The organism is Mesorhizobium sp. M6A.T.Cr.TU.016.01.1.1 (genome assembly GCF_003952585.1).
Classification (GTDB): Bacteria; Pseudomonadota; Alphaproteobacteria; order Rhizobiales; family Rhizobiaceae; genus Mesorhizobium; species Mesorhizobium mediterraneum.
Window position 1 is genome coordinate 5,010,145 of the sequence record NZ_CP034452.1, and the last position, 13,507, is coordinate 5,023,651.

12 protein-coding genes and 1 tRNA gene are annotated in these 13,507 nt (G+C 61.6%); 9 read left to right on the plus strand and 4 right to left on the minus strand.

Translation table 11 applies throughout. The features are described from left to right. Positions 1 to 20 precede the first annotated feature (20 nt). From EJ075_RS24370 to EJ075_RS24395, 6 genes are all read left to right on the plus strand, one after another. On the plus strand, positions 21 to 1,691 hold the full coding sequence (locus EJ075_RS24370) for a ribonuclease J (protein WP_126106066.1): 1,671 nt from the start codon (positions 21 to 23) through the stop codon (positions 1,689 to 1,691). Between the two features lie 142 nt (positions 1,692 to 1,833). Beyond that, positions 1,834 to 2,238, plus strand: a complete 405-nt coding sequence (mce, locus tag EJ075_RS24375; protein ID WP_126106067.1) for a methylmalonyl-CoA epimerase — start codon at positions 1,834 to 1,836, stop codon at positions 2,236 to 2,238. Further along, complete coding sequence (locus EJ075_RS24380; protein WP_095483450.1) at positions 2,235 to 2,519, plus strand: DUF1467 family protein; 285 nt, start codon at positions 2,235 to 2,237, stop codon at positions 2,517 to 2,519. Before mce ends, EJ075_RS24380 begins: the two co-directional genes overlap by 4 nt. A 647-nt stretch (positions 2,520 to 3,166) precedes the next feature. Beyond that, on the plus strand, positions 3,167 to 4,495 hold the full coding sequence (gene proS / locus EJ075_RS24385) for a proline--tRNA ligase (protein ID WP_126106068.1): 1,329 nt from the start codon (positions 3,167 to 3,169) through the stop codon (positions 4,493 to 4,495). Continuing rightward, on the plus strand, positions 4,492 to 5,778 hold the full coding sequence (locus EJ075_RS24390) for a lipoprotein-releasing ABC transporter permease subunit (RefSeq protein WP_126106069.1): 1,287 nt from the start codon (positions 4,492 to 4,494) through the stop codon (positions 5,776 to 5,778). The genes proS and EJ075_RS24390 overlap by 4 nt, the downstream gene beginning before the upstream one ends. Beyond that, entirely contained in the window at positions 5,775 to 6,458 is a 684-nt protein-coding gene (locus EJ075_RS24395) for an ABC transporter ATP-binding protein (protein ID WP_185928275.1), read from the plus strand. The genes EJ075_RS24390 and EJ075_RS24395 overlap by 4 nt, the downstream gene beginning before the upstream one ends. Before the next feature lie 505 nt (positions 6,459 to 6,963). Here the strand turns inward: EJ075_RS24395 and lipB are convergent. Then, positions 6,964 to 7,707, minus strand: a complete 744-nt coding sequence (gene lipB / locus EJ075_RS24400; protein WP_126106070.1) for a lipoyl(octanoyl) transferase LipB — start codon at positions 7,705 to 7,707, stop codon at positions 6,964 to 6,966. 180 nt (positions 7,708 to 7,887) lie between these two features. Between lipB and EJ075_RS24405 the strand changes: the two genes are divergently transcribed. Beyond that, positions 7,888 to 7,972, plus strand: a tRNA-Leu gene (locus tag EJ075_RS24405). 193 nt (positions 7,973 to 8,165) lie between these two features. Here the strand turns inward: EJ075_RS24405 and EJ075_RS24410 are convergent. Then, on the minus strand, positions 8,166 to 8,858 hold the full coding sequence (locus tag EJ075_RS24410; RefSeq protein WP_164547176.1) for a methyltransferase domain-containing protein: 693 nt from the start codon (positions 8,856 to 8,858) through the stop codon (positions 8,166 to 8,168). On the opposite strand from EJ075_RS24410, the gene EJ075_RS24415 reads away from it, so the two are divergent. Then, positions 8,797 to 9,474, plus strand: a complete 678-nt coding sequence (locus tag EJ075_RS24415) for a tripartite tricarboxylate transporter permease (RefSeq protein WP_245458002.1) — start codon at positions 8,797 to 8,799, stop codon at positions 9,472 to 9,474. The genes EJ075_RS24410 and EJ075_RS24415 overlap by 62 nt on opposite strands. A gap of 135 nt (positions 9,475 to 9,609) precedes the next feature. Beyond that, positions 9,610 to 11,328 carry a GH32 C-terminal domain-containing protein gene (locus tag EJ075_RS24420; RefSeq protein ID WP_126106073.1) on the plus strand — a complete coding sequence of 573 codons (1,719 nt, stop codon included), beginning with the start codon at positions 9,610 to 9,612 and terminating at the stop codon, positions 11,326 to 11,328. A 40-nt stretch (positions 11,329 to 11,368) separates the two neighbouring features. Here the strand turns inward: EJ075_RS24420 and EJ075_RS24425 are convergent, their stop codons facing one another. Both EJ075_RS24425 and EJ075_RS24430 read right to left on the minus strand, forming a co-directional pair. Further along, positions 11,369 to 12,142 (minus strand): HAD-IIB family hydrolase, encoded by a 774-nt coding sequence (locus EJ075_RS24425; RefSeq protein WP_126106074.1) that lies wholly within the window; start codon positions 12,140 to 12,142, stop codon positions 11,369 to 11,371. Next, on the minus strand, positions 12,139 to 13,476 hold the full coding sequence (locus EJ075_RS24430; RefSeq protein ID WP_126106075.1) for a glycosyltransferase family 1 protein: 1,338 nt from the start codon (positions 13,474 to 13,476) through the stop codon (positions 12,139 to 12,141). The genes EJ075_RS24425 and EJ075_RS24430 overlap by 4 nt, the downstream gene beginning before the upstream one ends. Between the last annotated feature and the right edge of the window lie 31 nt (positions 13,477 to 13,507).

Consider the following 13,507-nt stretch of genomic DNA (forward strand, 5'->3'; position numbering starts at 1 on the left):
CGGCCAGGAAAGGAAAGATCATGGCGAAAGCTGAAAACGCCGAACTCGTCTTCGTGCCGCTCGGCGGCGTCGGCGAGATCGGCATGAACTTCGCCCTCTATGGCTACGGCCCGGCCAATGCGCGCGAATGGATTGTCGTCGATGTCGGCGTCACCTTTCCCGATGCCAGCCTGCCTGGCGTCGACCTGGTGCTGCCCGACACGCGCTTCATCGAGGAGAACATCGCCAATCTGCGCGGCATCATCATCACGCACGCGCATGAGGACCATTACGGCGCGCTGCTCGACACATGGCCGAAGCTCAAGGCGCCGGTCTGGATGACGCCGTTCGGCGCCGGATTGCTGGAAGCCAAGCGGCAGGGCGAGCAAGGCGCACCGAAAATCCCGTTGACGATCTACCGGGCCGGCGAAAAATTCGCCATCGGCCCGTTCGAGATCGAGGCTATTCCCGTCGCGCATTCTATTCCTGAACCGATGTCGCTGGCGATCACCTCGCCGGCCGGCACCGTCATCCACACCGGCGACTGGAAGATCGATCCGGCGCCGACGATCGGACCGATGACCGACGAGGCCCGCTTCCGCGCCTATGGCGACAAGGGCGTGCTGGCGCTGATCTGCGATTCCACCAATGCGCTGCGGGAAGGGGAGTCGCCATCGGAAGTGGCGGTAGGTGAGGGCCTCAGGGGTGTTATCCAGAGCGCCAAGGGCCGCGTCGCGGTCACCACTTTTTCCTCCAATGTCGGGCGCATCGTCTCCATTGCCAAGGCGGCTAGGGATGCCGGCCGCCAGTGCCTGGTGCTTGGCCGCTCGCTGAAACGCGTCATCGATGTTGCTGGTGAGCTCGGCTACATGGACGGGCTGCCCGAATTCATCGCCGAGGAGGATTTTGGCTTCATCCCGCGTGAAAACCTCGTCATCATCTGCACCGGCAGCCAGGGCGAGCCGCTTGCGGCATTGGCGAAACTGTCGCGCGACGAGATGAAATCAGTGTCGCTGACAGCAGGCGACACGGTGGTGTTTTCCTCGCGCACCATTCCCGGCAACGAGAAGGGGATTCTCGAGATCAAGAACCGCCTGATCGATCTCGGCATCAAGATCATCGAGGACGGCGATGCGCTGGTGCATGTCTCCGGCCATCCACGCCGCAGCGAGTTGCGCAAGATGTATGAATGGGTGCGGCCGCAGATCGGCGTTCCCGTGCATGGCGAGGCGGCGCATCTGGTGGCGCAGGGCTCGCTGATGTCAACGTCGGGCATCGGCCAGGTGGCGCAGGTGCGCGACGGCGACATGCTGCGGCTCTATCCAGGTGCTGCCACGATCATCGACCAGGTGCCGTTCGGCCGCATCTACAAGGACGGCAGGCTGATCGGGACCGACCAGGCAATGGGCATCCGCGACCGGCGCAAGCTGTCCTTCGCCGGCCATGTCGCGGTCAATGTCGTGCTCGACGACAAATATGAGCTCGCCGGCGATCCCGACCTGGTCGCCATCGGCGTCGCCGAGGCCGATGCGCGCGGCGAGAGCCTGGAAGACCTGATGATCGATGCGGCAATCGGCGCCGTGGACTCCATCCCCCGTCAGCGCCGAAAAGACCTCGACCTCGTGCAGGAGGCGGTGCGCCGCGCCGTCCGCGGCGCCGCCAACGAAGCCTGGGGCAAGAAGCCGCTGGTGACAGTGTTCGTCACGCGGTGACGAACAAGGGAGTAGGGGAGTAGGGCAGTAAGGGAGTAGGGAAGTAGGAAGTAGAAGCGCAAACAATCTGCACTTCTAGATCCTGTCTTTCCCTACTCCCCTACTGCCCTACTCCCCTACTCCCCTAACCCGGGAGCACCCTATGCTCGGACGCCTGAACCATGTCGCGCTTGCCGTGCCGGATCTGGCCGCGGCGACAGCGGCCTATCGCGACACGCTCGGCGCTCGGGTGACCGCGCCGCAGGCGCTGCCGGAACATGGCGTGACGGTGGTGTTCGTCGATGTCGGCAACACCAAGATCGAATTGCTGGAGCCGCTCGGCGAAGGCTCGCCGATCGCGGCATTCCTCGAGAAGAACCCCTCGGGCGGCATGCATCATGTCTGTTATGAGGTCGACGACATTCTTGCCGTGCGTGACCAGCTCAAGGCCAGCGGCGCCCGCGTCCTGGGCGACGGCAACCCGAGGACCGGCGCGCATGGCAAGCCGGTGCTGTTCCTGCATCCCAAGGATTTCTTCGGCACGCTGGTCGAACTGGAGCAAGCATGAGCTGGGTTTCGTTTATCGCCCTGTTCTTCATCACATGGTGGGTGGTGCTGTTCGCCGTCCTGCCGTTCAGCATGAGGACGCAGGACGAGGATCAGGACGTGACGCTGGGCACGGTACATAGCGCGCCTCGTGGACCGCACATGCTGCGCGCCGTGCTGCGGACGACGATCGTCACGATGGTTCTTCTTGGCATCTTCTATGGCATCACGAGGGGGCTCGGCCTCGGCATCGACGATATCCCGCACATCGTGCCGGATTTTAGCCAGAGCCCCAAGAGTTAGCATAACCGGCGACGCACGATTCGTCGCCCTGAACGCGAGCGCCGATGGGGGCAAAACAAAGCCGGCTTCCGGATTTGTCACGCTGCCGCGAGAGCGCCACGCGCTCCAAGGGATTAGTATTTACGCGCGTCAATTTCTTGCTTTATGCGTGGTGTTATCTCAAAAGCGGCCGCGCACCTTCGGGCGACACGTCTGGATAAAGCGATTTGGCAGTACGTCGTGCTAACCAAATGATTGCACAAAAAAAATGCAAGGCACAAGGCCTTGCAATTTAAACGCGTCCGATCTGTTTCCGGTGTCCGGCGGCAGCGAGTAACCGCGCCTAGATCGCATCCTCCCAAGACTTTGACCGCGTAGGAGGGCAGATTTCTTTCCGCCCTCTCGGTTATCGGGGCACATTAGACCAAGGCGGGTGAAAATGTCACGCAGAATTTTGCCTGGAAATAGGCAATCTCGTGCTGCACTGCACAATAGTATGGCAGGCGTTGCTTGCGAAACGACCAGCAAGGCGGATGCGGCACTGCGGTCCCTTTGCGGCGCCCGAAGGGCGGGTTTCCATTCCGTCATGAAATGGCTATGAAGCCGGGGCAAGCAAGCCCAGCGCTGCGCCGATTCCGGTGCGGTAACTCTCTCTCACGGACCAGTCCATGCGTTTGTCGCGCTATTTCCTGCCTATCCTTAAAGAAAACCCGCGCGAGGCCGAAATCGTCTCGCACCGGCTGATGCTACGCGCCGGCATGATCCGCCAGCAGGGGCAAGGCAGTTTTTCCTGGCTGCCGCTCGGCAAAAGGGTGCTGGACAAGGTCTGCCGGATCATTCGCGAGGAGCAGAACCGCGCCGGCGCGCTCGAGATCCTGATGCCGACCATCCAGTCCGCCGAGCTGTGGCGTGAAAGCGGCCGCTATGACGATTATGGCAAGGAGATGCTGCGCATCAAGGACCGGCAAGATCGGGACATGCTCTATGGGCCGACCAACGAGGAGATGGTCACCGAGATTTTCCGCGCCTATGTGAAGTCGTACAAGGATCTGCCCCTCAATCTCTATCACATCCAGTGGAAGTTCCGCGACGAGGTGCGGCCGCGTTTCGGCGTCATGCGCAGCAGAGAGTTCCTAATGAAGGACGCCTATTCCTTCGATCTCGACTTCGAAAGCGCCAAGGCGGCCTATAACAGGATGTTCGTGTCCTACCTCAGGACGTTCACGCGCATGGGGCTGCAGGCGATCCCGATGCGTGCCGACACCGGGCCGATCGGCGGCGACCTCAGCCACGAATTCATCATCCTGGCCGACACCGGCGAGAGCCAGGTCTATTGCCATCGCGATTATCTCGCGCTTGATGTGCCGGGGGCGAACACGGACTTCTCCAACGATGCCGCGATCGGCGACATCGTCAAGACATGGACGACGCCCTATGCCGCGACCGACGAGATGCACGACGAGGCGGCGTGGGAGAAGGTTGCGACGAGCGACCGGGTCTCGGCGCGCGGCATAGAGGTCGGCCACATCTTCCATTTCGGCGACAAATATTCGAAACCGATGGGCGCCAAGGTGACCGGACCCGACGGCAAGGATCATTTTGTCTCCGGAGGTTCCTACGGCATCGGCCCGTCGCGGCTGGTCGCGGCGATCATCGAGGCCAGCCATGACGACAACGGCATCATCTGGCCGGAGGCGGTGGCGCCTTTCGACATTGGCCTGATCAACATGAAGGCCGGCGACGGCGACTGCGACCGCGTCTGCGATGAGCTCCATGCAGCGTTTGTCGCCGCCGGCAAGGACGTGCTCTACGACGACACCGACCAGCGGCCGGGCGGCAAGTTCGCCACCGCCGACCTGATCGGCCTGCCGTGGCAGGTGATCGTCGGGCCGCGCGGCGTGGCCGCCGGCGAGGTCGAGATCAAGAACCGCAGGACCGGCGAGCGTGAGACGCTGCCGATCGCGGACGTGAAGAAACGCTTCGGTTCTGCCGCATGAGCGAAGCGGCAGTAGCGAAACCCCCGGCCGCCGGACCTTTTTCCGTTTTCGAACGCATGGTCGCGTGGCGATATCTGCGCTCGCGCCGCAAGGAGACGGTGATCTCCGTCATTGCCTCGATCTCCTTCCTCGGCATCATGCTGGGCGTTGCCACGCTGATCGTCGTGATGGCCGTCATGAACGGGTTTCGCGCCGAGCTCCTGACGCGCATCCTCGGCGTCAATGGCCATCTGATCGTGCAGCCGCTCGACATGCCGCTGGAGGACTATGCGCAGGTTGCCGGCCGCATCAATGGCGTGCCCGGCGTCAAATACGCTATTCCGCTGATCGACGGGCAGGTGCTGGCGCAAGGCAATGTCGGCGGCGGGTCAGGAGCGCTGGTGCGTGGCATCCGCGGCGAGGATCTGGGCAAGATTTCGATCGTCGCCAACAATATCAAGCAGGGCTCGATCGCTGGCTTCGACACAAGCGAGGGCGTCGCCATCGGCAGCCGCATGGCCGAGAATCTCGGTCTTGTGCTCGGCGACACCATCACGCTGATCGCGCCCGACGGCGACGTGACGCCGCTCGGCACGACGCCGCGCATGAAGGGTTATCCGGTCACGGCGATCTTCGAGGTCGGCATGTCGGAATATGACAGTTCCATCGTCTACATGCCGTTTTCGGAAGCGCAGCTCTATTTCAACATGGATGGGCGGGCCCAGACGATCGAGCTCTATGTCGACAATCCCGACAATGTCGACGCGCTGAAACCGAAGATCGAGGAGGCGTCGCAGCGGCCGATCACCATGGTCGACTGGCGAGAACGCAACAGAACATTCTTCGATGCGCTGCAAGTGGAGCGCAACGTCATGTTCATGATCCTGACGCTGATCGTGCTGGTGGCGGCGCTCAACATCATTTCGGGCCTGATCATGCTGGTGAAGGACAAGGGCCACGACATCGCCATCCTGCGCACCATGGGCGCCACGCGAGGCGCGATCCTGCGCATCTTCCTGATGACGGGCGCGGCGATCGGCGTGGTGGGCACCATCGCCGGCGTGCTGCTCGGCGTTGTAATCTGCCTGAACGTCGAGCGAATCCGCCAGTTCTTCTCCTGGCTTGCCGGCGAGAGGCTGTTCAATCCCGAGCTCTATTTCCTCAGCCAGCTGCCTGCCCGCATGGACGCCAGCGAGACGATCTCGGTGGTGCTCATGGCGCTGGTGCTGTCGTTCCTGGCGACGCTGTTTCCGGCATGGCGCGCGGCCAGGCTCGATCCCGTCGAAGCGCTGAGGTACGAATGATGGCCGAGGCCATTATCGAGCTGAAGAGCGTCGAGCGGCACTATGTCCAGGGTCCGCGCAAGCTGACCATCCTGAACGGCGCCGATTTTTCGCTGAAGCGCGGCGAGATCGTGGCGCTGGTGGCGCCTTCGGGCACCGGCAAATCGACGCTGTTGCACACAGCCGGACTGCTGGAACGGCCGGACGCCGGCGATGTGATTCTAGCCGGCCGCGCTTGCGGGCGGCTTTCCGACGACGAGCGCACGGCGATCCGCCGCAACGATGTCGGCTTCGTCTATCAGTTCCATCACCTGCTGCCGGAGTTCACGGCGCTGGAAAACATCATGATGCCGCAGCTGATAAAAGGGCTGACGCGCAAGGAGGCTGCCGAGCGTTCGGCGCAGCTGCTCGACTACATGCAGATCGGCAAGCGCGCGCAGCATCGCCCCTCCGAACTGTCCGGCGGCGAGCAGCAGCGCGTCGCCATCGCGCGCGCCGTCGCCAATGCGCCGCTGGTGCTGCTGGCAGACGAGCCGACCGGCAACCTAGACCCGGTCACCGCCTCTTATGTGTTCGAGGCGCTGAGCGCGCTGGTCCGGCAATCGGGCCTGGCGGCGCTGATCGCCACCCACAATCACGAGCTTGCCTCGCGCATGGACCGTCGTGTCACGCTGGCCGACGGCAAGGTTGTTCCGCTTTAGGTGTATCGATATTCAGGTGATGCCGGCCTGACCTGAATCTCCACACTTGGCGACTGACTATCAGCATGCTGTCCGGTTGCATTTTCGCCACACGCAACCAGCGCCGAAAACGGCGGAAATCCGGCTCGCAACCTTTTCTTAACCCTGCCGAACTGAGCGCCCGGAATTTCGCGACACGCTCGGATTGCGGTCGTTGACATTCGAATAAAATTAGAACAAAATACGAACATACTGAAAACAGGAGAGCGTTATGACCGGTCTTGTTCAGGATGTCGTGTCACTGGTGTGCATGAGCACGTTTCTCGTTTCCATGGCAATCTGGATCGGAGCGATGTGAAAGACCGGTCAAGGACGTGGCTCTATCGCTGGTGTCCCCCTCTCCCCGTTCTTCACGGGGAGAGGGGGACGTCAGCGTTGGAACTCGGTCCTTTGCTGACACCTTGCGCCGGGACGTAGCTACTTGTGGGAATCCGCGCGGCTGATCTGAGCCGATCCCGACGAGATTTCAGCCGGCGTTGCGGGCCGCCTCGACAACCGACATTTCGGCCGGTCCGAAGACATCCTCGAATGCGGATTTCAGCGCGAGATCGAGGTCGGCCATTCCCAGGGGAAGACCGAGATCGACAAGGCTGGTAACGCCGTGGTCCTGCACGCCGCACGGCACGATGCCGCTGAAGTGGCTGAGATCCGGCTCGACATTGATGGCGATGCCGTGAAAGCTCACCCAGCGCCTCAGCCTGATGCCGATGGCAGCGATCTTGTCCTCGGCCGGCGATCCGTCAGGCAGGGTGGGGCGATCCGGTCGCAGCACCCAGACGCCGACGCGGTCCTCGCGCCGTTCGCCGAGCACGTTGAAGGCGGCGAGCGTGCCGATGATCCATTGTTCAAGCGCCGCGACGAAGGCGCGGACATCCTCGCGCCGCCGCTTCAGGTCGAGCATCACATAGGCGACCCGCTGGCCTGGCCCATGATAGGTGTATTCGCCGCCGCGCCCGGCCGCGAACACCGGGAGACGGTTCGGCTCGATCAGGTCCTCGATGCGGGCGCTGGTGCCGGCGGTGTAGAGCGGCGGATGCTCGACCAGCCAGACCATCTCGCGGGCGGCGCCGCTTCGGATCGCTTCGGCACGCGCCTCCATCACGGCAAGCGCATCCGGATAGGCGGTGAGGCCGGGTTCGATCCGCCATTCGACCGGCGCCGAACCGGGCAGGGGCAGGAACGACGTGGCGATCTGGCTGCGTTCTGTCATGGAGTGTCTCGTGTCGCCTCACATATGGCGGCAATCGGGCGAAACGTCCAGTTCCGGGCGCGTTCCAGCTCTTTGAAGGGTTATGCCGAAGCCCGGGCAATTATTGCGCGACGCGCCCTTGTTTCGCCGGAAACGATTTGCTACACGCCGCGAGCCGGTTCGTTTCGGCTCCTACCACGTGCGGTCGTGGCGGAATTGGTAGACGCGCAGCGTTGAGGTCGCTGTGGGGCAACCCGTGGAAGTTCGAGTCTTCTCGACCGCACCAGCTTTATCCAATAAGCTATTATTCTACCTCGCAATTTCTGTTTCCTTGCAGTTCTTCCCAAGACTGTTCATGCAAACTGAAACACTGCGCGAAACTGCGGGCAGTTTGGGCGCGCGGTAAGCCGCGCACTAACCGCGTGGTTTGACCCAAAGCCGTCATACGGCAAGGCCGTTGCCGGAAGGCAATGCATCTGTCAGTACGTCATTCGCCCCCACGCCTGAAAGATGCGTGGGAGGGATATGGTCGTGTCCGACCGGTCGGCAAAGGATTTGATCTCGCGCGTCAGGTGGTCGACCTCTTCGGCGGTGGCGATGCCCGATGCTGCGACGGCTCCGGCGATCGCCGCCATGGTGAGCGATGTGGTCTGTTTGATGTCGCGGCTTCGCCCGAAGGGTTGGACGAGGCCGGAGTCGACACTGGCAAAGCCCGCGCTTTCCAGAAGGCGGACCAGCCTGCGCCCGATGAACGGGTCGCCGCCACGCGCCTTGAGCGTCGCGACAAAGAGCTCGCTATAGCGATCGACGGCCGGACAAGGCGGATCGCAGAATTGGCCGGCATAGTCGATATCCTCGACGATCAAGACGCCGCCCGGCGCCAGCGCCGCCCTTGCTCTCGCCAGCACTTCCTCCGGGCTCGCGAGATGCGTGAGAACGAACCGGATATAGACCAACGCGGCGCCCGAGATTGGCCATGGATCGAGCACGCTGGCCTTGTGAAACGCGACATTGGCGAGGCCGCGGTTGGCTGCCTCTTCGCGGGCCGCCGCCAGCTTCTCTTCGTCGAGATCGAATCCGACGACGCGGCCGTTTGGTGCCCTGGTGCCGATGTTCGCGCTTGGAATCCCCGGATCCGGCACGACGGCGCTGATGCTCGGCGCCCTGATCATGTTCGGCCTGCGTCCGGGTCCCGATATGTTCACCACCAATGGCGATCTGATCTGGGGCGTCATCGCCAGCCTCTATATCGCCAATTTCCTGTTGCTGATCCTGAACATGCCGTTGGCTGGCCTGTTCGCGCGGCTGCTCAGCGTCCGCTACAGCTGGTTGTACCCGCCGATCCTGGCGATCTGCCTGCTTGGCGCCTACGCCAACTCCAACAGCCTACAGGATTGCTGGCTGCTGGTCGGCTTCGGCCTGCTCGGCTGGATCATGAAACGCTATTCGTGGCCGGCGGCCCCGCTGGTGCTCGGACTGGTGCTTGGGCCGCTGTTCGAGACATCGATGCGCCAAGCGCTGTCCATGTCGCGCGGCGACATGGCTGATCTTCCTGAGCCGGCCGATCTCGGCGACATTGTTGGCCGTCGCCTTGCTAACGATAGCGGCACCACCGATCGCCTTGGCGTTCAGGAAAATTGGTCGCCGCAGTGCCCCGGCAGCATAGTTTTGAGTGACAAGATGCCGGCTTCTGGCCGTAATGGGGAAGGGCGCATTTGTTTGATATTTCGGTGCCTTGCGCCAAGGAGGCTGAGGCCGATGCTGGCAGCGATCCCGTGCAGCGATTGAAGTCGAAGGCTGTCGATCCGGACGCTTTGCCAAAGTGAAGATACAGCTTTAACCTTCTGCAACGCATTTCCAGGTCGAAAACCGGGTTTGATACTCTATCTGTCCGGGAACGCCGCACGGAACGGAGCCATCTTCATGAGTGACAGCCAGGTCCAGGTAAGGATTGCGGGAGGGGACACCATTCGAAGCCTGCATGCCGACCTGCCAGTCAACGCCACGTTCCATATCTGGCTCAAGGCGACCAAGCCGGATGTTCCGGGCTCGCTGTCTTTTTCCAATGTCCGTGGCAAGTTCGGCGAGGTAAGCGTTACGAACGCCGAAGAGTATGAATTCAGGATTTTTCACGTCTTCGGCGGTGGCAGCGTCGAACTGGATTACGACACGGATCAAACCTCGGTGTCGGTTGCCTACTGGTTCGCGTTGGCCGACGTGCTGGAGACAGGTATTACAGTTATCCACACCAATCCGGGAAATGCGCCGCCGAACATTCCTGACAGCTATCATTTTCGTCCGCCGTTCGGCTGGATGAACGATCCCAACGGCTTTGGCCGATTTGGAGGTCGCCCACATCTCTTTTATCAGCACTATTCCCATGGTCTTCGGTGGAACACGATGCATTGGGGGCACGCCGTATCTTCGGATTATTTGCGATGGCGCCACATGCCTATCTTCCTGTTCCCATCGGAAGATCTTACCGCACGGCCCGACAGACGGGGCGGTGCGTATTCCGGCTCGGCCGTCCCGCTTGCCGATGGCCCGGGCATTCGCGTCTTTTTTACCGAGCAGGTACAGGACCGCATCCCAGAACAGCAGATCCAACTCACTGCCACTTCCAGCGACCTCATCATGGCGGGAAATGCGGACGTCATCCTGCCATACCGCCCGCTTGACGAGGGACTGACAGCGGATTTTCGCGACCCATACGTGTTCAGGGGGCCGGATGGCCTTTGGAAAATGCTGCTGGGCAGCCAGAGCAGCGAAGGCGGCGTTGTCCTGCTCTACGAAACCCATGACCATACGGCGGCCAGCGGCTGGACGTATATCGGCAAGCTTCTGGTCGAGAAACACTATCGGACGACGGCGATCGAATGTCCCTGTCTGCTGCCGCTCGACGGGCCTGCGACCGATCCCGCGACGCGCTGGGTTCTAATTCTCGGGTTGATGAACAGTGAGGACCAGTCCACCCGGCGCAAGAACCTGACAATGGCCATTGTAGGCTGGTTCGATGGACAGACTTTTGCCAAGGAATTCGAACAGGAACTGGACTTCGGGACGGATAACTACGCCTTCCAGGCCTTCGTCGACGGTGATGCCATTGTCGGTATAGGCTGGCTTGCCAACTGGGCCGACACCGGACCGGCGATCGATTTCCCCACCGCCATGACGCTGCCTCGCAATATCCATCTGTCTGCAGGCGAGTTGCATACCCCGCCCATCGGAGCTGCCGAGAGCCTGCGGAGCCATATTCTGGACCGAACACGCCTTGCGGCCGGAGAGCAGGTAAGCTTTATCAACGGCGCCGTCGAAATCCTGTTCGAGTTGGAAAAACCGGGGGTCCATTTCCACCTGAAGCTCGAGCATCCAACTGTCCGCCTCGACGTTGTCGTCGACGACGAGGGACTTGCCATTTGTCATGGAGACGACGCGGCGGAATCTCCTCACTATATCGCCAAGGGAGCCCGCCCAAAACGGCTGCGGATATTCCTCGACTACGGATCGATCGAGGTGTTCGCCGATCGCGGTCGTTGGGCTGGCACGAAACGGATCAGCGGTTTTGAGCCGATACAATCCGCACGTCTCATCGCCGAAGCGGGTGCCGTTCTACACGCGACGGTATGGGCGCTCAAACCCTGACGAGGAGATCCTATTTCCAGTTCAGGATTGGATTTCCAGCTCAGGATTGGGCATTCTCAAACACCGACCAATGAACGAGGCCTTCGACGACACCAAGGGCGAACTGTTCCTTCGCGCTGTAAATCAGCGGGTTGTCCTGAGCCATGTCAAGCAGTTCGGGTAGGGCATTGGCGACGACAATCCCGCGCGCACCCGGCAGGTCGAACATACTGCGATCGTTGTTGGTATCGCCGGCGACGACCACCTCATCAAGGCCGATGTCGAGTTCATTGCAGAGCCAGGCCAGCGCCTGCCCCTTGTCTGCTGAACGCGGCAGGATATCGAGATCGCGTCCGCTCGAATAGATCATCGTCACGGACAGGCCGGCATCCTCCAGCGCGCGCTCGATGCTGGCAAGGGCGTCCGGACTTGCGTCGTGCAGGTACCAGCTCGATTTGAAGGCGTGTTGATAACCGTCGGGTTGCCGGATGGTGTCTTTGAGCGATCCGAGCACCGCATCGACCTTTTCAAGCGACCAGCCTTCCGAAAACCTCTGGGTAAAGTGCCCCAAATCAGTAAAGTGTGCGGGGCGCGAGGTGTGCCGCGGGCCGGCGAGCATCGTGCCGACACCCCCGATCACGTAGTCCGGCGCTGGCAGGCCGACTTCGTCGACGAAATTCAAAATGTCGTCGGCCAGACGACCGCTATTGTAGACGAGAATCGGGCGGTGCTCGGGGTCGAGCGCTTCCCATTTGGACCGAAAGCGTGACGTCGCTGGCGGATCGCCTGCGAGCGTCCCGTCGAGATCACTCGATAGAAGCGCGATCGGTCTCAATCGCCGTCGTTCCACGGTTCGTCCCAATCATGGTCGTCGACCGCCTTCAACACCGGACGTCCCTCGACAAGGCTGACCAGCTGTTGCGCGATACCTGTCCAGGTGAACAGACTGCGCGCCTTGTGCGCACCCATGCGACCCAGTCGGCCGTAGAGGCGCGGGTGCTTCATAGGTTTGACGATCGTGATGCCGAGGTCTTCCTTGTCGAACGGATCACCGAAGAGCGCGTGCCGGCCATAGCTGATCCCGCGATAGAGGCCGCCATGGATCGTAACCACGGTGGGCGTTCCGCAGGCCATTGCCTCGATCGCGGTCATGCCGAACGGCTCGTAGCGGCTCGACAGCACGAACATGTCCGCCGCACGATAGGTGTCGGCCAGATCCTCGTCGGCAACATAGCCGGAGAAGACGACACGATCCTGCAAGCCTAGCTGTTCAACCTGTTCCTTGAGCTGGTTCAGGATCTTCTGTTCCTGCTCGTCCATGTTCTCGCCGCCGACGGCGAGCCTCAGGACCGCATCCGGCACACGCGGCGCCACCACGGAAAACGCATCGATCAGCAGGTCATAGCCCTTATTGGTGGCGAGCCGGCCGAGCGCCAGGATCGTTCGTCCCTCGAAACCGAGCCGGTGGCGGATCAGCCGGCGAGACGCCTCGCTGACGGGGAAGAACCGGTTGTCGTCGTAACCGGGCGGGATCATGTGCACGCGGTCGCGCTCGAGGCTGTAGTCCTCGACCAGCATGTCCACCTGCGGCGGCGTTGTTGCAATCACCATGGCGCAGCTTCGATAGATGATCGTCTCGTGCTTTATGCGCTCGGTGAAATTGAATTCGGCTTCGAATGTATCGGCCTTGTCCGGGTAGTCCGTCTTCATCTGGCGCTGTTTCCATATGCCGAGAGAATGCGGCGTATGGATGTGCGGGATAGTGAGCGCCTCCGACAGTCGTTGCCCCGCCACACCCGCATCCCAGTAGTGACTGTTGATGAAGTCGTAGGAGAGGTTTTCCCTGCGAATTAGGCGCAGCGCGTTTTCACACCATTCGAGAAGGTGGCGGTGGAGATATTCCTTGGGAATGAAATCGGGTCCGCCACAGGCGACACGCAGAACACGAACCCCGTCGGCCACTTCATCGATAGGAGGTTGGTCTTCAAATCGTCGCGTCCAAATATCGACAGCATAGCCCAATTGGGCCAGCTTTTTGGCCAGTTCCAGGACGTAGACCACCTGTCCGCCGGTATCGGCCGCGCCCAGTGGTGGGTTGGCTGCAACGTAGCCATGGGTTGAAATAAGAGCAATTCTAGGTATCGCCGCATCCGAGTTGTCGTTCGGCATCTGTATCCTTCTCTACGATTGATCTCCGCAC